23 protein-coding genes and 1 tRNA gene are annotated in these 20791 nt (G+C 63.4%); 14 read left to right on the top strand and 10 right to left on the bottom strand.

Annotation, left to right across the window (positions count from 1 at the left end; translation table 11 throughout):
• Positions 1–6 precede the first annotated feature (6 nt).
• Complete coding sequence (locus AC5Y4D_RS17710) at positions 7–648, top strand: TetR/AcrR family transcriptional regulator (RefSeq protein ID WP_499989921.1); 642 nt, start codon at positions 7–9, stop codon at positions 646–648.
• A gap of 75 nt (positions 649–723) precedes the next feature.
• Positions 724–1164: a ribonuclease FAU-1 family protein gene (locus AC5Y4D_RS17705; RefSeq protein ID WP_499989920.1), complete on the top strand. Its 441-nt coding sequence runs from the start codon at positions 724–726 to the stop codon at positions 1162–1164.
• 16 nt (positions 1165–1180) lie between these two features.
• On the opposite strand, the gene AC5Y4D_RS17700 is transcribed toward AC5Y4D_RS17705, so the two are convergent.
• From AC5Y4D_RS17700 to AC5Y4D_RS17690, 3 genes are all read right to left on the bottom strand, one after another.
• Positions 1181–1633, bottom strand: coding sequence for a hypothetical protein (locus AC5Y4D_RS17700; RefSeq protein ID WP_499989919.1), 453 nt, complete (start codon positions 1631–1633; stop codon positions 1181–1183).
• A gap of 13 nt (positions 1634–1646) precedes the next feature.
• Entirely contained in the window at positions 1647–2195 is a 549-nt protein-coding gene (locus tag AC5Y4D_RS17695) for a hypothetical protein (RefSeq protein ID WP_499944216.1), read from the bottom strand.
• Between the two features lie 73 nt (positions 2196–2268).
• The gene (locus tag AC5Y4D_RS17690) at positions 2269–2424 is read right to left on the bottom strand and encodes a DUF6131 family protein (protein WP_499944215.1); all 156 of its coding nucleotides are present in this window, start codon (positions 2422–2424) and stop codon (positions 2269–2271) included.
• A gap of 114 nt (positions 2425–2538) precedes the next feature.
• On the opposite strand from AC5Y4D_RS17690, the gene AC5Y4D_RS17685 reads away from it, so the two are divergent.
• Positions 2539–3195 (top strand): LuxR C-terminal-related transcriptional regulator, encoded by a 657-nt coding sequence (locus AC5Y4D_RS17685; protein ID WP_500037751.1) that lies wholly within the window; start codon positions 2539–2541, stop codon positions 3193–3195.
• Here AC5Y4D_RS17685 and AC5Y4D_RS17680 read toward each other — a convergent pair.
• The 4 genes from AC5Y4D_RS17680 to polA all read right to left on the bottom strand — a co-directional run bounded on the left by AC5Y4D_RS17680 (position 3149) and on the right by polA (position 9732).
• Complete coding sequence (locus AC5Y4D_RS17680; protein ID WP_500037750.1) at positions 3149–4147, bottom strand: DUF2889 domain-containing protein; 999 nt, start codon at positions 4145–4147, stop codon at positions 3149–3151. The two genes, AC5Y4D_RS17685 and AC5Y4D_RS17680, sit on opposite strands and share 47 nt — an antisense overlap.
• Positions 4148–4151: 4 nt before the next feature.
• Positions 4152–5366: a dephospho-CoA kinase gene (gene coaE / locus AC5Y4D_RS17675; protein ID WP_499944211.1), complete on the bottom strand. Its 1215-nt coding sequence runs from the start codon at positions 5364–5366 to the stop codon at positions 4152–4154.
• 11 nt (positions 5367–5377) lie between these two features.
• Positions 5378–6823: a 30S ribosomal protein S1 gene (gene rpsA / locus AC5Y4D_RS17670; protein WP_499944210.1), complete on the bottom strand. Its 1446-nt coding sequence runs from the start codon at positions 6821–6823 to the stop codon at positions 5378–5380.
• A 191-nt stretch (positions 6824–7014) separates the two neighbouring features.
• Positions 7015–9732 (bottom strand): DNA polymerase I, encoded by a 2718-nt coding sequence (gene polA / locus AC5Y4D_RS17665; protein WP_500037749.1) that lies wholly within the window; start codon positions 9730–9732, stop codon positions 7015–7017.
• 51 nt (positions 9733–9783) lie between these two features.
• Here polA and AC5Y4D_RS17660 point away from each other — a divergent pair, with 51 nt between their 5' ends.
• Complete coding sequence (locus AC5Y4D_RS17660) at positions 9784–10278, top strand: Zn-ribbon domain-containing OB-fold protein (RefSeq protein WP_499944208.1); 495 nt, start codon at positions 9784–9786, stop codon at positions 10276–10278.
• The gene (locus AC5Y4D_RS17655; RefSeq protein ID WP_499944207.1) at positions 10275–11486 is read left to right on the top strand and encodes a lipid-transfer protein; all 1212 of its coding nucleotides are present in this window, start codon (positions 10275–10277) and stop codon (positions 11484–11486) included. The genes AC5Y4D_RS17660 and AC5Y4D_RS17655 overlap by 4 nt, the downstream gene beginning before the upstream one ends.
• A gap of 90 nt (positions 11487–11576) precedes the next feature.
• On the opposite strand, the gene AC5Y4D_RS17650 is transcribed toward AC5Y4D_RS17655, so the two are convergent.
• Positions 11577–12194, bottom strand: coding sequence for an ANTAR domain-containing response regulator (locus tag AC5Y4D_RS17650; protein WP_499944206.1), 618 nt, complete (start codon positions 12192–12194; stop codon positions 11577–11579).
• Between the two features lie 82 nt (positions 12195–12276).
• Here AC5Y4D_RS17650 and AC5Y4D_RS17645 point away from each other — a divergent pair.
• The 6 genes from AC5Y4D_RS17645 to AC5Y4D_RS17620 all read left to right on the top strand — a co-directional run bounded on the left by AC5Y4D_RS17645 (position 12277) and on the right by AC5Y4D_RS17620 (position 16225).
• A tRNA-Leu gene (locus AC5Y4D_RS17645) sits at positions 12277–12353 on the top strand.
• Positions 12354–12448: 95 nt separating this feature from the next.
• Positions 12449–13777 carry a tyrosine-type recombinase/integrase gene (locus AC5Y4D_RS17640; protein ID WP_500037748.1) on the top strand — a complete coding sequence of 443 codons (1329 nt, stop codon included), beginning with the start codon at positions 12449–12451 and terminating at the stop codon, positions 13775–13777.
• A 224-nt stretch (positions 13778–14001) separates the two neighbouring features.
• On the top strand, positions 14002–14184 hold the full coding sequence (locus tag AC5Y4D_RS17635; protein ID WP_500037747.1) for a helix-turn-helix transcriptional regulator: 183 nt from the start codon (positions 14002–14004) through the stop codon (positions 14182–14184).
• Positions 14185–15179: 995 nt separating this feature from the next.
• A complete protein-coding gene (locus AC5Y4D_RS17630; RefSeq protein WP_500037746.1) occupies positions 15180–15389 on the top strand; it encodes a hypothetical protein in 210 nt (69 codons plus the stop codon).
• Positions 15390–15587: 198 nt separating this feature from the next.
• Positions 15588–15794 (top strand): hypothetical protein, encoded by a 207-nt coding sequence (locus AC5Y4D_RS17625; RefSeq protein ID WP_500037745.1) that lies wholly within the window; start codon positions 15588–15590, stop codon positions 15792–15794.
• A complete protein-coding gene (locus AC5Y4D_RS17620) occupies positions 15794–16225 on the top strand; it encodes an HNH endonuclease (RefSeq protein WP_500037744.1) in 432 nt (143 codons plus the stop codon). Before AC5Y4D_RS17625 ends, AC5Y4D_RS17620 begins: the two co-directional genes overlap by 1 nt.
• Here the strand turns inward: AC5Y4D_RS17620 and AC5Y4D_RS17615 are convergent.
• Together AC5Y4D_RS17615 and AC5Y4D_RS17610 are read right to left on the bottom strand one after the other, a co-directional pair.
• Complete coding sequence (locus AC5Y4D_RS17615) at positions 16162–16824, bottom strand: hypothetical protein (RefSeq protein ID WP_500037743.1); 663 nt, start codon at positions 16822–16824, stop codon at positions 16162–16164. The genes AC5Y4D_RS17620 and AC5Y4D_RS17615 overlap by 64 nt on opposite strands.
• A gap of 129 nt (positions 16825–16953) precedes the next feature.
• Positions 16954–17454 (bottom strand): hypothetical protein, encoded by a 501-nt coding sequence (locus tag AC5Y4D_RS17610; protein ID WP_500037742.1) that lies wholly within the window; start codon positions 17452–17454, stop codon positions 16954–16956.
• Between the two features lie 18 nt (positions 17455–17472).
• On the opposite strand from AC5Y4D_RS17610, the gene AC5Y4D_RS17605 reads away from it, so the two are divergent.
• From AC5Y4D_RS17605 to AC5Y4D_RS17595, 3 genes are read left to right on the top strand one after another with little or no spacing between them, the layout of a single operon-like run.
• Positions 17473–18939, top strand: a complete 1467-nt coding sequence (locus AC5Y4D_RS17605; RefSeq protein WP_500037741.1) for a terminase TerL endonuclease subunit — start codon at positions 17473–17475, stop codon at positions 18937–18939.
• A 26-nt stretch (positions 18940–18965) separates the two neighbouring features.
• Positions 18966–20345, top strand: coding sequence for a phage portal protein (locus tag AC5Y4D_RS17600; protein ID WP_500037740.1), 1380 nt, complete (start codon positions 18966–18968; stop codon positions 20343–20345).
• Entirely contained in the window at positions 20342–20761 is a 420-nt protein-coding gene (locus AC5Y4D_RS17595) for a hypothetical protein (RefSeq protein ID WP_500037739.1), read from the top strand. Before AC5Y4D_RS17600 ends, AC5Y4D_RS17595 begins: the two co-directional genes overlap by 4 nt.
• Positions 20762–20791: the final 30 nt, after the last annotated feature.

Below are 20791 nucleotides of genomic sequence, written 5' to 3'. Positions count from 1 at the left end.
CTCGCTTTGACCAGGAGATGCCAGATCGCCCCGACTGATCGCTTCCGGCAGCGCAAGCAGCCCAAACAGGACCGCGCCACCGCGACCCGGCAACGGGTCCTGGACGCGGCGGCTCACATTTTCGCCGAGCACGGGTACTCCGCAGGGACCACCAACCGCATCGCCGAGCGCGCCGGGGTGTCGATCGGTTCGGTGTACCAGTACTTTCCGAACAAGGACGCCATCTTACGCGCCTTGATGGACGCACACGTCGACGCCGGGATGCGCATCTTCAACGAGCGGCTGTCGGCCGGCCTGCCGCCGCGACTGGACGACACCCTGCGGTTGTTCGTCCGCGCGGCCATCGACAACCACCGTGACGATCCGCGGCTGCACCGCGTGCTGTTCGAGGAGGCACCGCGGGCACCGGCATTCCTGGATCGGTTGCACGAACTGGAACGGCTCAGTGTCGAGACGATCAGTTGGGTCCTCGATCAGCATTCCCATCCCCAGAGCGGACTGCACGCCCAGATCGTGGTCGCCACCATCGATTCCCTGGTGCACCGCCTGATCACGGCAGCCGAACCCGTCGATTTCCAAACGGCCGAAGACGAAATCGTCGCGTTGCTCACCCGCTACCTCGAGGCTCCGGCCTCAGAGCACCGGTAGGGGGTCCCCATCCATCCGCCCAAGCACGAGACGTTCGACCTGGCCGACCGCATCAACATCGACCCAAAAGGCATCGTGCGGGCGGTCGACGAGTACACGGTGCTGCCCTGGGGGCTGTATCTGGCCCGACCCACCCCGGGCCGGGAGCAGTTCCACTACCTCGAATCGTGGCTGTTGCCGTCATTGGGGTTGCGCGCCAGCGTGTTTCATTTCAATCCCGGACACGAGCGCGACCACGACTACTACCTGGACGTGGGTGAGTACACGCCGGGACCGACGGTCTGGCGATCCGAAGACCACTACCTCGACATCGAGGTCCGGACCGGGCGCGGGGTCGAGTTGGCCGACGTCGACGAGTTGCTGGACGCGGTGCGGCAGAACTTGCTGACTGCCGAGGCGGCGGAGTTGGCGGTGCGCCGCGCGACGTCCGCCATCGCGGGTCTGGCCGCCAACGACTATGACCTGACACGCTGGCTCTCCGCCGCCGGTATGGAACTCACCTGGCGGCGGAGATAGCCGACGACACGCTTTTTCAGACCGCCAGCAGCCGCTCGAAGAACTCGCGGTAGTGCATCAGCGCCAGCCGCAGGTCCTCGGTGGAGGCTTCCTGTCCGCGCGCCCACTGCTCTTCCAGTCGCGAACGGGCTTGGGCGAAGCTGAATGTCAGCTGATCGACCAGGTCGGAGACCAGGACGTCGGCCTTTTGGACGCAGTCCTTGGGGTCGTCGACGAATGCCGCCTGCACCGCGGCCCAGCGGCCGCGCAGTTCGGTGAGGTCGTCCTCGGCGAACAACGTTTCCTCCGTTGCCGATTCGTGACGAACCGGGGCCTCGGCAGGCGGCTCGGCCAGTGTCTCCATCTGCTCGTCGCCGGCGACCGGCGGGTTCGTCGCCGGTGGCTGTTCAGCCACCGGCGCTGTCGCCGTGGGGTTTTGGGTCTCGCCGTAGGCGTCGGGGACCCGTGCTTGCTGCTCGTGCGTAGTCATGCGCTTGCCTCCTTTAGGCATCTGTGGTTTCGAGCAACTTCTCGAACAGGGCGCGGTAGTGCACGAACGCTTCCCGCTGCTGCTCGGTGTCGACATCACCGCGCTGCTGGGCCAGGTGGATGTTGTGAGCGGCGCGGTAGTTTTCGACGATCTGCGGGTGGTCGACGGAGATGTCAGCTGCCCGCTGGTCGAAATCGTCTACGGGATAACCCCGTTCGCGCATCACGTCGGTCACCAGCCGGTCGGCGACGCCGACCGCGGTCGCCGGGTTGTCGACGAACCCGGTCTGCACCTGGTGCCAGCGGTTACTGAAGTCCGACAGTGCCGACGGCGTCAGCGGAACGATGTCGAGTTTCTTGCGATTCTGTTCCCGTGCGGTGAGTTCGTGCTCGGCCGCCTTCGAGTCGCCGGTCTCGGACACCAGACGTTCGTACTCGTTGCCATAGTGCTGCTTGAGCCGCTCGGTTTTCCTGCGACTGCTCGCCAGACTCGCTAAAACAATGACCGCGGCGACCACCAGAACGACGAGGACCGCAATCAAAATCCATTGCCAGAGAGCCATTTTCTGCTCCTCTCGTACTCATGTCGAATAACCGCCGCGGGCCCGGAGCAAACGTCTCCGGGGCCGGCGGATGTCAGTAGTAGTGCCTGCGGCCGCCGACGGCGCGTCCCATCGAACCGAGAACGGCCAGGATCGCACCGATGACGAGCAGGATGATGCCGAGTGTCCAGACGATGGAAATCTTGAAGACGAATCCAACGACCAGCAGGACGATGCCAAGAATGATCACGATGAGCCCTCCTTCGGGCGATGGCCGGTTGAACGGTTGAGGTCCCGATGCTGATGAGTCCAACACCCTTAAGGGGGGTAGCAATACACCCCTAGGGAGGTAATCTTGCGCGGTATGCCACCGCCGATCACCATTGCGCTGGTTGACGACTACGACGTCGTCGTCAAAGGCGTCGCCAACATGCTCGACCCCTACCGCGACCGCGTCGTCATCGCCGAACTCGACTCCACCATGCCGGTGAAGGACGCGGTCGACATCGTCTTGTACGACTCATTCGCCCAGCCCGAATCCGACCACGACGAGATCGAGGTGTTGGTCGCCAACAAGCGGGCAAGCCGAGTTGTGGTGTACACGTGGAACTTTCACCCCGACCTCGTCGAGAGCGCCCGACACAAGGGCGCCCACGGCTACTTGTCCAAGACGCTGCCCGCCCGGGAGCTGGTCGCCGCGTTGGAGGCCGTCCACTCCGGCGAAGTGGTCGTCAGCGATGTCCCGGCCCGAGCGCGCAGCGCACCCGGGCTCGACTGGCCGGGGCGCGGCGAGGGACTCAGCGACCGCGAGGCTGAGATCCTGGCCCTGATCACGCAGGGCAAGAGCAACGCCGACGTCGCCCGGCTGACCTATCTGAGTCCCAACACGGTCAAGTCCTACATCCGGACGATCTATCGCAAGATCGGCGTCGGCAGCCGTACCCAGGCGGTGCTATGGGGCGTGGACCACGGCTTCACTCCGGATCATCACCGGATCGAGCACTGGCGCGGCGGCCCGTAACCGGCAACAAGGCGTCCAGGTCCGCGATCGCCCGCAAAGTGTCGTTCAGATGTGTGCAGGTGCTGGTGCCGACGAATTCCACACGGACGCGGTCACGTAACTCCTTTAGCGCCATGCCCTGGATGCGCGCCGCGCTGCCGATGGCGCCGGGGCACTCCTGCCAGGGCAAAACCCGCACCTCGGCACGCACCGACGCGATGGTCCGCGTTGTGGTGTCGACGGTGCCGGCGACGGTGTACTCGTGCACGATCGTCTCGACGAGGTCGTCGTCCATGTGCGAGTCCCGGAAGTGGGCGTCGAATCCGGCGTGGCCGCCGTCCAGCGGCCAGGTGTCGAGGCGACGGAATCGGCGCATCCCCCGCGCTCGCAGCGGTTCGACATCGTGCAGCCCGTCCAGCACCGGCGCCACCGGTCCCTGTCCGGTCGGGATGACATCGTGTTGCCGGGCGTAGCCGATCAACGATGCCTTCGGCGCGAATCCCGCGCAGATCCCGGCCATCCGGTCGGCGACACCAGGCGGCATCTTCTGCTCGATGCCCAAGACGATCGCCGCGTGTTGGATGGCGTATCCCGACACCAGGGCAGCACCGACCCAGTCGTCGAGCAGCAGATGAAGCAGGCTGGCCTCGTGCACGTCCTCGGGGAACAGTTCGGTGACCACCGAACGGAAGCCGCGCCCTACCCGACGTCCCCGCAGCGCTTCGAGGCGACCATCTCCCGGCGTCGACGAGATCTCGTCGATCACCTGGTCGATCAGGCGCGCCGCTATCCGGATCTCACCCAGCACCTTGTCGCCGCCCGCATCGCGAGCCCGCAGGTCGACCAACGATCCTCGCGTCTCGTCCGGATGGGTGTCGATGGTGCTGGTACGCCGGCGCCGACCGGCCACCAAGGGTGCCGCCCGCTCACCAACCGGCCGCCGCGGCCCGAGGATGTCCGTGACGAATGGCATGGAACTAGGGCTTCCAGCCGGTGCTGTCGGCCCACTGCCAGGCCCGCCGGTAGGCGTCGCGGAACCACGGTTCCTTGACGGTCGTATACCGGACGATGTCGCCGCCGCCCTCGTCCTCGGCTGCGCGCTTGGCCGCTGAATACTCTTCGCGCACATCGTCATTGGCTTTCAGCCAGTCGACGAACAGCAGCGCGAACTGCTGGTTGGGCCGCCCGTTGACCCGGATGTGCACGTTGGTCGGCCGGCCGGGGTCGGCTGAGGCGTGAATCCGCTTGTGCCACAACGCTGGATCATCGGAATGGTCGAAGCCCGGCACGGTGCTGCGCGCGTCGGACCTGGTGGTGTCCTGGGTGATGTGCTCAAGACGCGGATAGCCCGCCGCCAGCAGCGGTTCGACGAGTTCGTCTGCCACGTCGAACGATTCGACGGTGATCTGAATGTCGATGACGTCCTTGGCATCCAGGCCGGGCACCGCAGTAGAGCCGATGTGGTCGACTCGCAGAGCCCGGTGCCCGCAGGTGGTCTGCAACCGGTTGACGACGCGCCGGGCCTGGTCCGGCCAGGACGGGTCGGCCGGTGCCAGTCGCGCCTGCGCGCGGGCGTGCTCACGGCGAGTCAGATTGTGCGCGAACGGGACTATCCGGTTGTGCCACACATCCCGCGCCCGCTCGACCAGCTCATCCGGACTGCCCGAGTTGTCCAGCCAGATGTCGGCGACCTCACGGCGCTGCGCGTCGTCGGCTTGGGCGGCGATCCGTGCGCGTGCGTCGTCCTCGCTCATGCCGCGTAGCTCGACCAACCGACGCATCCGCACCTCTTCGTCGGCATGCACGATGATCACCAGCGGAAACAACGGCGCCATCCCGGATTCCACCAGCAGTGGGATGTCCTCCACCACAACGGCGTCCTGCGATACCGCGGCGATGATCTCGGCACGACGCTTGCCCACCAGCGGATGCACGATGCCGTTGAGCTTCTGACGCTGCTCCTCGTTGGCAAAAGCCTTGGCCGCCAACGCCGGCCGATCCAGAGCACCGTCGGGAAGCAGGATGTCCTCGCCGAACGCTTCGACCAGTGACGCCAATCCCTCGGTGCCCGGCTCGACTACCTCCCGGGCGATGACATCACCGTCGACGATGATGCCACCGCACTCCGAGAACGTCTTGGACAGCGCCGACTTGCCGGCACCGATCCCTCCGGTCAGACCGATGCGCAACATCCGGCGGCGAGTTAAGCGCTGCCGGCGAGCTTTTCGCGCAGCGCAGCCAACTGCGCGTCGCTGGCCAGCGACCCGCCCGCGGACTTCTCCGAGGAGCTGCTGCTGGACGACGACTGACCGCCGCCACCGTGGTCGGCCGCTTCGGCAGCGGCGAACTTCTCCATCTGGGTGGTGTGCATCTTGTGCCGGCGCTCGGCCTCGGCGTAGCGCGCTTCCCACTCGTTGCGCTGGGCGTCGAAACCTTCGATCCATTCGTTGGTTTCGGAGTCGAAGCCCTCGGGGAAGATGTAGTTGCCCTGCTCGTCGTAGCTGTCGGCCATGCCGTACTTGGCGGGGTCGAACTCTTCGGTGTAGTCCTCGTTGGCCTGCTTGAGCGACAACGAGATTCGACGACGCTCCAGGTCGATGTCGATGACCTTGACCATCGCGTCGTCGCCGACCGCGACCACCTGGTCGGGCACCTCCACGTGGCGCTCGGCCAGCTCGGAGATGTGCACCAGGCCCTCGATGCCCTCCTCGACCCGCACGAACGCACCGAACGGCACCAGCTTGGTGACCTTGCCGGGCACGATCTGGCCGATGGCGTGGGTGCGGGCGAAGTGGCGCCACGGGTCTTCCTGAGTTGCCTTCAGCGACAACGAAACCCGCTCGCGGTCCATGTCGACGTCGAGCACCTCGACGGTGACCTCGTCGCCCACCGTGACCACCTCGGACGGGTGGTCGATGTGCTTCCAGGACAGCTCGGAGACGTGCACCAGACCGTCCACACCGCCGAGGTCGACGAACGCGCCGAAGTTGACGATGGAGGAGACCACACCCTTGCGGATGGTGCCCTTCTGCAGCTGGTTGAGGAATTCGCTGCGCACCTCGGACTGGGTCTGCTCCAGCCAGGCGCGGCGGGACAACACCACGTTGTTGCGGTTCTTGTCCAGCTCGATGATCTTGGCTTCGATCTCTTTGCCGATGTAGGGCTGCAGGTCCCGGACGCGGCGCATCTCGACCAGGGACGCGGGCAGGAAACCACGCAGTCCGATGTCGAGGATCAGGCCACCCTTGACCACCTCGATGACGGTGCCCTTGACGGCCTCGTCCTTCTCCTTGAGCTCTTCGATGGTGCCCCAGGCGCGCTCGTACTGGGCGCGCTTCTTGGACAGGATGAGCCGGCCTTCTTTGTCCTCTTTCGTGAGAACCAGGGCCTCGACCTCATCGCCGACGGAAACGACCTCGTTGGGGTCGACGTCGTGCTTGATGGAGAGTTCGCGGGCGGGGATGACCCCTTCGGTCTTGTAGCCGATGTCGAGGAGCACCTCGTCCCGGTCCACTTTGACGATCGTGCCTTCGACGATGTCGCCGTCGTTGAAGTACTTGATCGTTTTGTCTATTGCGGCAAGAAAATCCTCGCTGGTGCCAATGTCGTTGACGGCTACTTGCGGCGAGGTGACGGTGGGACTCGGCATATTGTTGGGTTGCTCCGGACAGGGTTCATCGTAGGGACGTGGGACTTGAGTTATTTGTGTGACCCGCGATCGAGCACAACGGATACCCGTCGAGGCTACTCGACGGCGTGCATCCTGGACAAACGGGGTCTGATCGCGAAGCAGCATGACGTCGCCGGCACTTGCGAGGCCGGGTCCGACCTGCGCCGAACCTAGTGCGCCGCCGCGTCCCAGCTGCGGCCGTAGCCGACCGACACCTCGAGCGGCACGTCCAGCGGGTAAGCCCCGCCCATCTTGTCCCGCACCAGCGTCTCCAACTGGTCCCGTTCCCCCGGCGCGATCTCGAGCAACAACTCGTCGTGCACCTGCAGCAGCATCCGTGACGCCAGCCCGGCTTCCCTGATCGCCTTGTCCACCTCGATCATCGCCACCTTGATGATGTCGGCGGCGCTGCCCTGGATCGGCGCGTTGAGCGCGGCACGTTCGGCGGCTTCGCGGACCTGGCGGTTACTGCTGTCCAGCTCGGGCAGATACCGCCGGCGGCCCAGCACAGTGGAGGTATAGCCGTCCTTGCGGGCCTGGTCGACGACGGCCAGCAGGTAATCGCGCACCCCGCCGAACCGGGCGAAGTACTGGTCCATCTGCTCTTTGGCCTCTTCGGTGGAGATCTTGAGTTGGGTGGACAACCCGTAGGCACTCAACCCGTAGGCCAGCCCGTACGACATCGCCTTGACCCGTCGCCGCAGCTCGCCAGTCACCTCGTCGATGGGCACGCCGAACGCGCGGGAGGCGACGAACGAGTGCAGGTCTTCGCCGGTGTTGAACGCTTCGATCAACTCGTCGTCCCGCGACAGATGCGCCATGATCCGCATCTCGATCTGGCTGTAGTCCGCGGTCATCAGCTCGGCATAGCCCGACCCGACGATGAAGGCGTCGCGGATCTGGCGGCCGGCGTCGGTGCGGATCGGGATGTTCTGCAGGTTCGGTTCGGTGGACGAGAGCCGTCCGGTCGCGGCGATCGTCTGATTGAACGTGGTGTGAATCCGGCCGTCGCCGGCCACCGAGTTGAGTAGCCCGTCGACGGTGACCTTGAGCCGGGTGACGTCGCGATGGGTCAGCAGATGCTGCAGGAACGGGTGCCCGGTCTTGTCGAACAGGGACTGCAGGGCGTCCGCGTCGGTGGTGTAGCCGGTCTTGGTCCGTTTGGTCTTGGGCATGCCCAGTTCGTCGAACAACACCACCTGCAGCTGCTTGGGCGAGCCCAGGTTGATCTGCTTGCCGATCACGGCGTAGGCGAGTTCGGCGGCGTCGCGGATCTGGTCGCCGAACTGGCTCTGCAGTTCGGTCAGCATGCCCAGGTCGACGGCGATGCCGACGTTCTCCATTCCGGCCAGCACCTGCTGCACCGGCAACTCCATCTCACCGAGCAGCGCGGTGGAGTCGATGCGGGCCAGCTCGGCGTCCAGGGCGTCGGCCAGGTCGACGACGGCGCGGGCCCGCAGGATCGCCGTCTGCGCGGCCTGTCCGTCCGCGCCGTCGTCGTCATCCAGCAGCGAAAGCTGTTGCTGCTCAGCGGTTTCCGCACGGAGTTCACGCCGCAGGTAGCGCAGCGAGAGGTCATCGAGGGTGAAGCTGCGCTGCCCGGGCCGCACCAGATAGGCGGCCAGCGCGGTATCGGAAGTGACGCCGTTCAGCGTCCAGCCGCGACCTACCAAGTCGTGAATGGCGAGCTTCGCCTCGTGCAGCGCCTTGGGCTGGTCGGCATCGGCCAACCAGGTCGCCAGCGCGGCGTCGTCCTCGGCGGTCAGGGTGGCGGTGTCGACGTAGGCGCCGTCCCCGTCGGCGGCCGCGACGGCCAGGGCGGTCGCGTCACCGCCATGCGGCAGGTGGGTGCCCACCACCGCCAGGCCGGACCGGCGGCCGTCGTTGGCGTGCTCGGCCAGCCACTGCGCGACCGTGCCCGGCTGCAAAGCTCCGCCGCGCACGTCGAAACCCTCGTCGACCTCGGGTTCGACGGCGGCCAGCGTGTCGAACAACCGGTCGCGCAGCACGCGGAACTCGAGGTCGTCGAAAAGCCGGTGGATCTGGTCGCGATCCCAGGGCTGTAGCCGCAGCGTATCCGGGGTCTGCGCCAGCGGCACGTCCCTGACCAGTTCGGTCAGGTCCCGATTGAGCACGACGTTGGCCACGTGCGCGCGCAGTGCGTCGCCGACCTTGCCGCGCACCGATTCGACGTTGTCGACCAGCGACTGCAGCGAGCCGTATTCGATGATCCACTTCGACGCGGTCTTCTCCCCCACGCCGGGGATGCCGGGCAGGTTGTCGCTGGGGTCGCCCCGCAGTGCGGCGAAGTCCGGGTATTGCTTGGGCGTCAGGCCGTATTTCTCGACGACGGCATCGGGGGTGAACCGGGTCAGTTCGCTGACGCCTTTGCGCGGGTAAAGGACCGTGACGTCGTCGCTGACCAGCTGCAACGAGTCCCGGTCCCCGGTGACCACCAGCACCCGGTAGCCCTCGTGTTCGGCTTGGATGGCCAGCGTGGCGATGATGTCGTCGGCCTCGAACCCGGCCTCGGCGAGCACGGTGATACCAAGGGCGCCAAGCACTTCCTTGGTGATGTCGATCTGACCGTGGAACTCGTCGGGCGTCGAGGACCGGTTGGCCTTGTATTCGGGGTAGCGCTCCGAGCGGAAGGTCTGCCGGGACACGTCGAACGCCGCCGCAATATGGGTGGGCGCTTCGTCGCGCAGCAGGTTGATCAGCATGGCGGTGAAGCCGTAGACGGCGTTGGTGGTCAGTCCGCCGCGGGTCTTGAAGTTCTCCGCCGGCAGCGCGTAGAAGGCCCGGAACGCCAACGAGTTGCCGTCCAACAGCATCAAGGTGGGCTTGGGTTGTTCCTCGGTCGCAGGCACGGGTTTCACTCTATTCATCGGGTCCGACGCGCCTGGCGCTCCCAAACAAGCGCTTGGTAGTCTTGCCGGGTGCCCGAGGTCACTAGCCAAGAACCGGCGATCGACGGATGGTTCGCCACCGACGATGCCGACGCCCCGCATCTGACCGGCAGTAAGTGCCCCGCGTGCGGCACTTACGTCTTCCCGCCGCGGGAGAACAACTGCCCGAACCCGGCCTGCGACAGCGACACCTTGGAGTCCGTCGCGTTGTCGCGGCGCGGGAAGTTGTGGAGCTACACGGAGAATCGGTACCCGCCGCCCAAGCCCTACCCGGCCGCCGAACCGTTCGAGCCGTTCGCGATCGCCGCGGTCGAGCTGGTCGACGAGGGGCTGATCGTGCTGGGCAAGGTCGTGGAAGGCACCCTGGCCGCCGACTTGAGGGTCGGCATGGAGATGGAACTGGCCGTCATGACGCTGTTCACCGACGCCGACGGCGTCGAGCGGACCGTGCACGCGTGGAAGCGCGCCGGCGACGATAGACAGGGCAGTGCGATCGGAGACAGCGGCGAGGAGCGGCGCAAATGACGAAGGTCATGACTCCGGAACCGCTCTACATCCTGGGCGCCGGCATGCACCCGTGGGGCAAGTGGGGGCGCGACTTCACCGAATACGGCGTCGTCGCCGCCCGTGCGGCACTGGCCGAAGCGGGACTGGACTGGCGACAGATTCAGCTGGTGGCCGGGGCCGACACGATCCGGAACGGCTATCCGGGCTTCATTGCCGGGTCGACGTTCGCGCAGAAACTGGGTTGGAACGGCGTGCCGGTGAGCTCGAGCTACGCCGCGTGCGCCAGTGGCTCGCAGGCGCTGCAGAGCGCCCGCGCCCACATTCTGGCAGGGTTCTGCGATGTCGCGCTGGTCATCGGTGCCGACACCACCCCGAAGGGAGCCTTCGCGCCGGTCGGCGGGGAACGCAAGAACGATCCCGACTGGCAGCGCTTCCACCTGATCGGCGCGATGAACCCGGTGTATTTCGCGCTGCTGGCGCGCCGCCGGATGGACCTCTACGGCGCGACATCGGAGGACTTCGCCCAGGTCAAGGTGAAGAACTCTCAGCACGGTCTGCAGAACCCGAATGCCCGTTACCGCAAGGAGTCCTCGGTGGAGGACGTGCTGGCCAGCCCGGTGGTCAGCGACCCGCTGCGGCAACTCGACATCTGCGCCACCTCCGACGGCGCGGCCGCGCTGATCGTGGCGAGCGCGGAGTTCACCCGCAAGCATCTCGGCTCGTTGGACGGTGTGCCGTCGGTGCGTGCGGTGAGCACGGTGACGCCGCAGTACCCGCAGCATCTACCCGAACTTCCCGATATCGCAACGGATTCCACCGCGGTGGTGGCCGCACCCGAGCGGGTGTTCAAGGACCAGATCCTCGACGCGGCCTACGCCGAGGCCGGCATCGGACCCGAAGACGTGAGCATGGCCGAGGTCTACGACCTGTCCACTGCGCTCGAACTCGACTGGTACGAGCACCTGGGGTTGTGCCCGAAGGGCGAGGCCGAGGGGCTGTTGCGTTCCGGCGCAACCGCTTTGGGTGGTCGCGTGCCGGTCAATCCGTCGGGCGGGCTGGCGTGCTTCGGTGAGGCGATTCCGGCGCAGGCGATCGCGCAGGTCTGCGAGCTGACCTGGCAGCTGCGTGGTCAGGCGACCGGCCGGCAGGTGGAAGGTGCGCGGGTCGGCGTCACTGCCAACCAGGGGCTGTTCGGGCACGGGTCGTCGGTGATCGTCGCGCGCTGATCTCTTGTGTCGGCTTTTGGGCGCGAGCGGCCTCAAAATGCCAGTTTTTCGGCCTTTCGGCGTACTCTTGAGCGCGCTCGCGGGAGCAGGTCAGGCGTCCTTGGGCGTATCGAGGGTTTCCAGCACCACTTCGGCGACACGTTTCATCGATGTCCGCCGGTCCATCGCGGCACGCTGAATCCACTTGAACGCTTCCGGCTCGGTCATACCCTGCTTGACCTGCAGCAACCCTTTGGCACGTTCGATCAGCTTGCGGGTCTCCAACCGGTCCGACAGTGTGGCCACTTCTCGTTCCAGCGCGGTGAGTTCGCTGAACCGGCTCATCGCCAATTCGATCGCCGGGATCAGGTCGCTGGCGGTGAACGGCTTCACCAGGTACGCCATCGCGCCGGCATCGCGGGCGCGTTCGACCAGGTCGCGCTGACTGAAAGCGGTCAGTATCACGATCGGCGCGATGCGTTTACTGGCGATCTCAGAAGCCGCGTCGATCCCGTCGCGACGCGGCATCTTCACATCCATGATCACCAGGTCGGGTTTGTGCTCTTCGGCCAACTCGACGGCCTCCTGACCGTCGCCGGCCTCCCCGACGATGTCGTACCCCTCCTCTCGCAGCATCTCTGCCAGGTCCATGCGGATCAGGGCTTCGTCTTCTGCGATCAGGACCCGGCGCGTGGAAGCGGCGGCGGCATCGGTGGTGGGGCCGGTCATGACGGATATTGTGTCGTGACGGCTGTGATCCTTCATCCGGGGGGTTCCTCTAAGGTAGGTAGCCGGATCGCAGCAGAGCCCAGCCCTCGTATCCCAACTGGCAGAGGAAACGGATTCAAAACCCGTACAGTGTGAGTTCGAATCTCACCGAGGGCACCAGAAACGCCAGCTCAGGCGCAGTATTGACAGCTAGGTCACAGTCCGACTAGCGCGTCAGTCCGCATACAGTCCGCAGAGCTATTAGAATGCGGACCATGACCACGAAAAAGCGCAGCACGGGCGCACGCGTTGAGGATCGCTGGCACCGACCGGCCAAGCGCGGTGAGCAGGTCTATTGGCCTGCGGACCAGTCCGCAGGGCCGACGTGGTGCGTTGATCGGACGCACTTCAAGGTGCCGGGGACGATGGTCTGCACGGTGCGGCATGGGACGGGTCGGCGGTGGCTCGCGCGGTGGGTCGACCAAGACGGCAAGGAAACATCCGAAGCCTTCGACAACAAGGCCAAAGCACAGAGGCAAGCCGACACGAAAAGGGCTGAGCTTGAGGCCGGTACTTACACCGATCCAAACCGCTCGGCGGTGCCATTCGGCGTGCTGGCCGAGGCGTGGCTAAAGACTAAGGAGTCCGCTAAACGGGCGCCCAAGACGATTGCGGGCTACCGGGGCTTGCTTGACGTAGTGATCTTGCCTAAGTGGAGAGACGAACCGATTAAGGACATCGACCACGAGCGGCTACAGGAGTGGATTAGGTGGCTGTCGACCGACGCGGGCGCGCGGCAGCGCAAGTCGACCCGAGAGGCGGATACCGGCTTATCCCCCGCGCGAGTGATCCAGATTCACCAGGTGATGCACCAGGTGTTCACCTATGCCATCCGGTCGAAGTACGCGGCGATTAACCCGGCCGACGCGATTGTGTTGCCGAGTAGACCGCGTAGCAAGGAACTTGCGCTTAGTCACGAGCAGGTCCGCCAGCTCGCCGAAGAGACCGCTAAAGCGGAGGCCGCTGTGCGGCACCGCAGCGACACAGCCCCCGCCCACTTATCTCCGGGGGAACTATCGACACTCGTCAAATTCCTGGCCTACACCGGGTTGCGGTTCGGCGAGTGCGCAGCACTGCGAGTGGGCGACGTTGACCACGAGAAGCGGCGCGTTTTGGTCGACAAGTCCATCACGAGCGTCAGGGGCAAGGGTCGCCTAGAAGGCGGCACAAAGACGCACCAGCGACGCTCGGTGCCGATCCTGACATCAACTTTGGCCGCTGAGCTGAAGCGCCTGACGAAGGGGCGCGACGATTCGGAGTTCCTGTTCTCAAAATCGGACTGCGGTCCGTTATCCCTCGGCTGGTTTCGTGTCCGATTCGATAAAGCGGTTGCCAACCTCGGCCTAGAGGGCGTCACGCCGCACACGCTGCGGCATACAGCGGGGTCGTTGGCGATCAGTGAGTCGCCTACGGATACCGGCGTCCTGGCCGCTTCGAAGCTGCTCGGGCACCGGAACGTGACTACGACGGCGAATGTGTACAGCCACATGCTTGAAGGCGACTGGGACCGGCTCGCGGCGGCAATGGATAAGGCAACGAAGTAAAGCAGTCGGCTCTTTAGGTGCATTCGAGTGTTGTGGAGCGGAGACTAGATCTGTGACTGTCTCTGGAAATGTTTCGGGTTTGTCACCCCTGTCCATATAGGGTGTGATTAGTGGACGCGATCAGCAAGCAGTAGCTACCAGTAGCGCGTCCAGTGCGCGAACCGCGCGACAACCCAAACGGCAGGGGTTTATTTTGCGCTGCCGAAATGTAGAAAGCACATACGATGTTCGAGGGCAGTCCATTCATCGACACAGCAGGCGTGGCGAAAACGTATGGCATCAGTCAAGACACCTGGCGATATTGGGAGAAGATGGGCGAGTTGCCCGTATCCGCAAAGATCGGGCGGCGGCGCGTGTGGAAACGAGTGGATATCGAAGCATTCTTCGAGTCCAAGTTTTGTTTGTAGCCCCCGCTAAACTGAAACTAGGGGCTTCGAGGAATGGGAGAGCTGCGGGATATACCGCCGATTCCGGGATACAGGATCGACGGCGTGACTAGCGAGGTTTACGGGCCGCGCAAAAAGCTAAAGACGCACACCGATAAGCACGGGTATAAGTTCGTTCGGATCAGCGTTGAAGGGGGAAGGTAGAACGGCGTATCTGCACCAAATGCAGGCATGGGCGCATTACGGACTTCCACCGGCCGGCTGGCGGATTAGGTTTGTCGATGGCAACGTGTCTAATACGGCAATATCGAACCTTTACTTCGATAACCCAGCACCACGCATGGGCCGGCTAAAAACGTCTAGGGAATGCCGTAAAGGGCATCCACTGAGCATCGACGGGCGAGCCGGATGAGAACACGCGCATATGGAACTACGGGAATCGGATTTGCCTGACATGCGCAGGCGAAAGGGATGGTTCGCGCGTTGCGCGGGCGGATGGGGAACAACTAAATGAGGGACAGATTCTCGAAAAGTCCGTGGCTTAAAAACCCGTGGGCCAAGCACCGGCAAGCGACATGGCGAGAACGCGCATTCAATAGCTCGTATCCGCTCTGGCAGCGGGTAGGGATGCTGGCGTTAGGGGCGCACCGGGCCAACGGACGCGCGCAATTCGAGCCGGGTGAAATGGCCGACCTGTTGGGGGTCAACAACGTCAGACAGCTCTCGAATGCGATCAAGAGGGCCAAGGCGGAGGGATGGGTAGAGAAGGAGTCAAACTCGCTTTGCTTAGTTGTCCCTGCTCAAGCCGTTCAAGGTGGCATGTAGTGCGTACCCCTCTTTGACAAGAATCTAGAGGCGCGCGGATAACCGCAGTTCAGAGCGTTGCGCGGTCACAGATCTTATGACTGGCGACACAAAAATTGTGACCGGCCGAACGCATTACCGCCGGTCAGGGCTTTTGCCCTCGACCGTGAGTCACAGATTCCGTGACTGGACAGAGGAAAGGAACACCAAAGGTGAAGATCAAGTCTAATGGCGCAACTATCAGCGTCAACCCCCGCTCAAACGGCGGGATATCCATCGAGCAAGGCAGCAGCCACATACTGCTCACCGAGGACGAATGGCACCAGATGAAGGCCGCAGCGGCGGACATCTTGAGCTACTACGAGCCAAGCGGCGCGGCGACACCTGCGAAGGCACGTATCCGCCGGTACCGCATGGCCTAGTGCCGATCCGTATTCCAGCCGGTGACGGCGGACCCGACTACGTGATCATGCGCAACGAGGCGCAAGTGATCCTTAGCCGCAACAGCAAGCGAACGGGCCGCTACAACGGCATCGCCTTCAACGCGGGCGACGACCTATACCGCGTTGTCAACGCTCTTATTGATTTAGCTGAACAACAAGACAGGAACAATGAATATGATGACCAACACCGGCACCGACACGGTGCTCACCCCGGAAGCGGTGACCTTTAACCCGGTACTAATCCGGGATGCCCACATCCTCGAAGTCGAGCTTCACGACCCTAACCACGGGACCGTCGTGCTGCCGCTCAACAGGGCGATGAGCGCCCAGCTCGCGCAGGCGCTTAACGCGTACGTCGAGCAGGTCGACGCGCACGAAGGCTGATGCAGCGGCCCTGTACTGGCTGCGGATGCCTAATCGCCAGTGGCTCGCGCTGCAACGACTGCCGACCAAGACGCCGGCCGACGCCAGGACGCAAGGGACGCACGGCGACCGACTGGCGCTGGCGCAAGTTGCGCCAACGGCTACGGCGTCGGAGCGGCTTCTGCGAAAAATGCGGCGCCACGAGCGACCTAACGGTTGACCACGTGATCCCATTAAGCGACCCATTAGGCGGCGAGCTGGTTTATGAGGAGCTGAACCTCCGCGTGCTGTGCAGGATGCACAACGCTGAGCGCGGTAGCCGCTGCACTGATGCCGAACGGGAACACGTCTTATCCGCGATATCAGCGCGCGACGAACGACGAACCGCTCAGGCGTCAGCCGGAGCGGAAGCGGGAAGACCTAGCTCAAGTACGCGGAGCTTGATGACATAGCGCTCCCAGCTCGATTGATCCTCTGCGGCACGAAGCACTAAGCGATTCGGAATGCGGCCCGTATTGAAGTCGTCGATGATAGCGATACCCAGCGGCTTGATTTTGCTGTCGTACATTGCGTCTCTTAGGGTCTTCACGTGTTCTCGAAATGAGTCAACGAAATCGCTATCATCTAGCGGGCCGGAGGCGACACTTACAACTATGTCGAGGCCCGCGGGCGTGTGCGATCCATCCTCAAACGCCAGTACAGTTTCGACGGACTCAAACTCGGCAAGCGTTCTATGCGCGGCATGGCCTTGTCGCCAGTCCATAATCCGCTCATGCAAGGCAAGTCCATCGTTCCCGGTGACATCTTCGACAAATTCCCTAAACGGAATCTTGCGCCTCTTGTCACTAACGATAAGGCGTCCGTAACTTATGACTGCCGACTCCCACAGGACTCGGCGGTGGAACACGTTCGCGGCGTTCGGTTCAAGTCCGTGGCGCTCCAAAAGAGCCATGTCAGTCAAGAGCAGGTCCGCCCATGCCGAGCACCACCGTTGCGCATAGGTGACGTTAATCCCGCTCAACGTCCCCCAGTGTTCACCTTCAAGAGCCATAGGCGCGACGCTACGTGACCACGACGCCGCGTTGCCACCGATTTACGGCAACCCTGCAAAGAAACGGGCGGGGGCGGGACCCCGGGCGGGTACGCGCTCCTCTCGGACAGCCAGCGCAGGGACGGTTACTCACCGCCACCTGCTGTTGTTGCGCTGCTGGATGTCCGTAATCAAATGATTAATCAACGGCAACGTCGCAACTGCTAAAGACTTGAACTCTTGCTCGGCATTGGCTCGCTTCCTGCCGGTCGGATCATCGTCTTTCCGTTCAATATCTGAAATCTTGCTCCGCATCAGGTACCACGCACCGTTCAAGAATGTAAGCGCAAGATCTATCTCGCTAAGAGTTGCCGACGAGGGATATTCGAGCTTGTGCTTGAGCTCAGTGATCTTTTCCTGAGCCAGCTTAATTGATGCCGGTTCAGGGGGTGGGGGTTCAATGCTGTATTTATCTATTTCCGCGATCATATTGTCCGTGTCTAATTTTACGGTCAGCAGCCTATCGCGTAACTGAACGCGCAAGTCGCGTTGTTCAGCGCGTACAGGATCTCGCAGGCGATGAACCGCGACACCTAACGCGGTAAGCGTTATTGCGGGCGGTATTGCTCCGATAATCCAACCTAATGACATATTGACTAGGAGTCTAACTTGCGTGCTGGCCCGAAAAGGGCCGTCGATGACAGTGTGTTGCCGTTCCGGCCACGGTCAAGCGGCTCGGCGCGGTTCGCCGCGTTCTGCGAAAAGTTCATCCGAGTGCCAAAGGGCACGGGTGCCCGTGGTCCGCTGAAATTGCGTACCTGGCAACGTGAGCTAGTTGGCTCAGTGCTTGACGCGGAGGTTCAACCGCGCGTGGCGGGCTGGTGTCTACCGCGCGGCCAGGGCAAATCGACTCTGGTCGCTGCGCTGGGCCTATACGAGCTGATGACGGGCGGCGAAGGCGCGACGGTCATTGTCGCGGCGGTTGACGAGCGCCAGGCGGGCATCGTGTTCGGTGTCGCGGCACGGATGGTCGAGCTAAACGACGAGGTGGCAAGCCGCGTGCAGGTCTTCAAGGACCGGCTAGTGGTGCCCTCGCGAGGCGCGTCTTTCATCTGCTTACCGGCGTCACCGGCCGCGCTCGAAGGTCTGGACTACACGCTGGCAATCGTTGACGAAATCGGCCGCGTATTGCTCGAAACGTGGGAGGTAATTGCGCTCGCGCAGGGCAAGCGGGAACGCTCGACGCTCATTGGAATCGGCACGCCGGGGCCGTCCGAGGACAACGTTTTAGCGCGGCTTAGGGCTTACTCGCTTGAGCATCCTGAGGATGTTTCGCAGGTTTACCAGGAGCACAGTGCGGCCGGATTCGAGGACCACCCGGCCGATTGTGAACACTGTTGGGAGCTGGCGAATCCGGCTTTGGGTGACTATCTGCACCGGGACGCGCTGCGGGCGTTGTTGCCACCGAAGTCGACGGAGGCGCACTTTCGGAGGGCGCGGTTGTGCCAGTTCGTCGGGCCGATGGAAAACGCGCTCATCACTGCTGGCGCGTGGGACAACCTCAGCACAGGCACGGCTATACCAGACGGTGCGGACGTTGTACTTGCGGTTGACGCGAGCCTGCGGGACGACACCACGGCTATCGCGGTCGGAACGGTTGCGAAGATGCCGCATTTCGACAAGGCCGCCGTTTGGAGCAATCCGGGGGACGATTCGTGGCGGGTCGACGTGCTTGCTGTCGAGGATGCGATTCGGCAGGCGTGTAAGCGCTGGAAGGTCCGCGAGATTGCCTACGACCCTTACTTGTTCACAAGATCGGCTCAGATACTCGCGGCCGAGGGTCTACCGATGGTGGAGTTTCGCCAGTCCCCGGTGCGACAGACGGCGGCGACTAACGACCTGCGTAATGCTTTGGTCAACGAGCAACTGACGCATTCAGGCGACAAAGATTTGCGTCGCCATGTGCTCGCGGCCACCGTGCTAGAGACCGATAAGGGCATCAGGATTGCGAAGGCCGGCCGAAGTAAACACGCCCCAAAGATTGACCTATGTACTGCGCTGATGATGGCGCACAGCCGCGCGACATGGCTTGCGGCACAGGTTAAACCACGTAAGCGAACCGTGTCGTTCGCCTAAAATCATATGGAAGACAACTGAATATAATGAGTTCCGAACTACTCGTTGAGCTGTTGACGGCGCTCAACGAACCGCAGAACCGCTACGGCGAACTCGACAGGTACGCATCAGGGCGTCAGAAGCTCTCCTACTTGAGTCCAGCGGCGCGCATCGCACTGCCCGCCCTGAACCGCATCGTTAGCAACATTCCCGGCCTCGCCGTCACATCACTTGCAGAGCGCTTGCGCGTCACAGGCTTTCGTGGCGCTGACGTTTGGGCTGATTGGCTCAGCAATGATCTTGACCAAACAAGCGTGATGCTGCACCGCGAGGCGTTGACCCTTGGCGATTCGTTCGCGATCTGTTGGGCACGCCCTGACGGCTCGCCGCTTGTGACGGTGGAGAGTGCGCGTCAGGTCGCGGTGGTCAAAGACCCTGCCACCCGCGAGATTACGAGCGCGGTGAAGCGCTGGACGACGAACACCACGACCGAGGCGATGGTTTACCTACCTGACCGCGTTGAGCATTGGCGGGCAGACACCACCGCAGCCGCAATGACTGCGCTCAAACTGGTCGACACACTGGACAACCCGCTGGGCGTGGTTCCGGTGGTCAATTTCTGCAATCAGCAAAGCATCTTGGGGTGCGGGCATTCGGAGATTGACGACCTTATCCCGCTCGTGGACGGTTTGAACGCCACGCTGGCTGGTCTCGCGGTCGCGCAGGAATACACGGCTCGGCCGCGCCGCTGGGCTACCGGCATTGAGCTAGTCGAACGGCAGAAGCTCGACGCGAACGGCGAGCCGGTGCTGGGCGACAATGACGAGCCGGTCCTGGAGACGGTCAATCCGATTCCCGAGGGAAACCGGGCGATGCTGGCTGAGAACGACCAAGCGAAATTCGGCCAGCTCGACGGGGCCAACTTGCAGGGTTACGAGAATGCCGTGAACATCTGGCTCGGCCAGATCATGGCCGTATCCGCGCTACCGGCTCACTTCGTTGGCATCACAACCGAGAATCCGTCAAGCGCGGAGGCGCTACGGGCTAGCGAGTCGTCACTGACAGCGCGCGCCGAAGCGCGGCAATCCGTATTCGGTCGCTCTTGGGAGCGGGTGGCGCGGCTCATGGTGGCGATCCGTGATCGGGTGCCGGTTGATTCGGTGACGGTAAATGTTGAGTGGTGCGACCCGGCGTCGCGCTCGACAGCGGCCGACGCCGACGCGGTGACGAAGCTGGTGCAGGCTGGCATTTTGTCGAAGTCAGGAGCGCTACGAAAACTCGGATACAGCGACGACCAAATTGAGCGGGAACGCGAGGACACCGAACTTGATGCGCAGGCTGGCGCTAATCCGGAGGTCTCGGTTGCTTATCGCAGGTACGCCCAATTGTTGCTGAACGACGACAAAGATAAAGGGAAAATCAAATGAGTGACGTTACGCGGCCCGATGCCGCCATGAACACAACAGAAAACGCGCGGTCCGATGAAACGGAACGCGGTGAACAATCGCAAACGAACGCCGACACCGACCTCTTTCCGCGTCACTACGTCGAGGAACTGCGGAAGGAGTCAGCCGCGTACCGCGAGAGAGGTAACACGCTGGCTAAGCGACTGCATCGCGAGCTGGTCAGAGCTGCGGATCGTTTAGAAAATCCCGACGATTTACCTTACGACGCTGAGCATCTCGAAGACGCGGACAAGTTGAGCGCCGCTATCGACAGCCTGCTCACTGAGCGACCTTATTTCGCTAAGCGCAAGGTTAGTGGGGACGCCGGCCAGGGGCCGCGAGGCGACCGCAACGCAGCTCCGACGGACTTCGCGAACCTACTACGCCCCGCAGATTAGGGCACAACTAATCAACACAACTTAATACAG

Source organism: Mycobacterium sp. NGS67 (genome assembly GCF_059812185.1).
This window is presented reverse-complemented; position numbering and strand designations above follow the sequence as displayed.

Bases quoted from the DNA above. Each gene is read 5' to 3' on its own strand.
- coaE (WP_499944211.1), bottom strand. From the start codon at position 5,366: ATGTTGCGCATCGGTCTGACCGGAGGGATCGGTGCCGGCAAGTCGGCG.
- AC5Y4D_RS17600 (WP_500037740.1), top strand. From the start codon at position 18,966: ATGAGTTCCGAACTACTCGTTGAGCTGTTGACGGCGCTCAACGAACCG.
- AC5Y4D_RS17650 (WP_499944206.1), bottom strand. From the start codon at position 12,194: ATGACCGGCCCCACCACCGATGCCGCCGCCGCTTCCACGCGCCGGGTC.
- AC5Y4D_RS17680 (WP_500037750.1), bottom strand. From the start codon at position 4,147: ATGCCATTCGTCACGGACATCCTCGGGCCGCGGCGGCCGGTTGGTGAG.
- AC5Y4D_RS17685 (WP_500037751.1), top strand. From the start codon at position 2,539: ATGCCACCGCCGATCACCATTGCGCTGGTTGACGACTACGACGTCGTC.
- AC5Y4D_RS17655 (WP_499944207.1), top strand. From the start codon at position 10,275: ATGACGAAGGTCATGACTCCGGAACCGCTCTACATCCTGGGCGCCGGC.
- rpsA (WP_499944210.1), bottom strand. From the start codon at position 6,823: ATGCCGAGTCCCACCGTCACCTCGCCGCAAGTAGCCGTCAACGACATT.
- AC5Y4D_RS17625 (WP_500037745.1), top strand. From the start codon at position 15,588: ATGACCAACACCGGCACCGACACGGTGCTCACCCCGGAAGCGGTGACC.
- AC5Y4D_RS17610 (WP_500037742.1), bottom strand. From the start codon at position 17,454: ATGTCATTAGGTTGGATTATCGGAGCAATACCGCCCGCAATAACGCTT.
- AC5Y4D_RS17615 (WP_500037743.1), bottom strand. From the start codon at position 16,824: ATGGCTCTTGAAGGTGAACACTGGGGGACGTTGAGCGGGATTAACGTC.
- polA (WP_500037749.1), bottom strand. From the start codon at position 9,732: ATGAATAGAGTGAAACCCGTGCCTGCGACCGAGGAACAACCCAAGCCC.
- AC5Y4D_RS17620 (WP_500037744.1), top strand. From the start codon at position 15,794: ATGCAGCGGCCCTGTACTGGCTGCGGATGCCTAATCGCCAGTGGCTCG.
- AC5Y4D_RS17700 (WP_499989919.1), bottom strand. From the start codon at position 1,633: ATGACTACGCACGAGCAGCAAGCACGGGTCCCCGACGCCTACGGCGAG.
- AC5Y4D_RS17695 (WP_499944216.1), bottom strand. From the start codon at position 2,195: ATGGCTCTCTGGCAATGGATTTTGATTGCGGTCCTCGTCGTTCTGGTG.
- AC5Y4D_RS17635 (WP_500037747.1), top strand. From the start codon at position 14,002: ATGTTCGAGGGCAGTCCATTCATCGACACAGCAGGCGTGGCGAAAACG.
- AC5Y4D_RS17595 (WP_500037739.1), top strand. From the start codon at position 20,342: ATGAGTGACGTTACGCGGCCCGATGCCGCCATGAACACAACAGAAAAC.
- AC5Y4D_RS17640 (WP_500037748.1), top strand. From the start codon at position 12,449: ATGACCACGAAAAAGCGCAGCACGGGCGCACGCGTTGAGGATCGCTGG.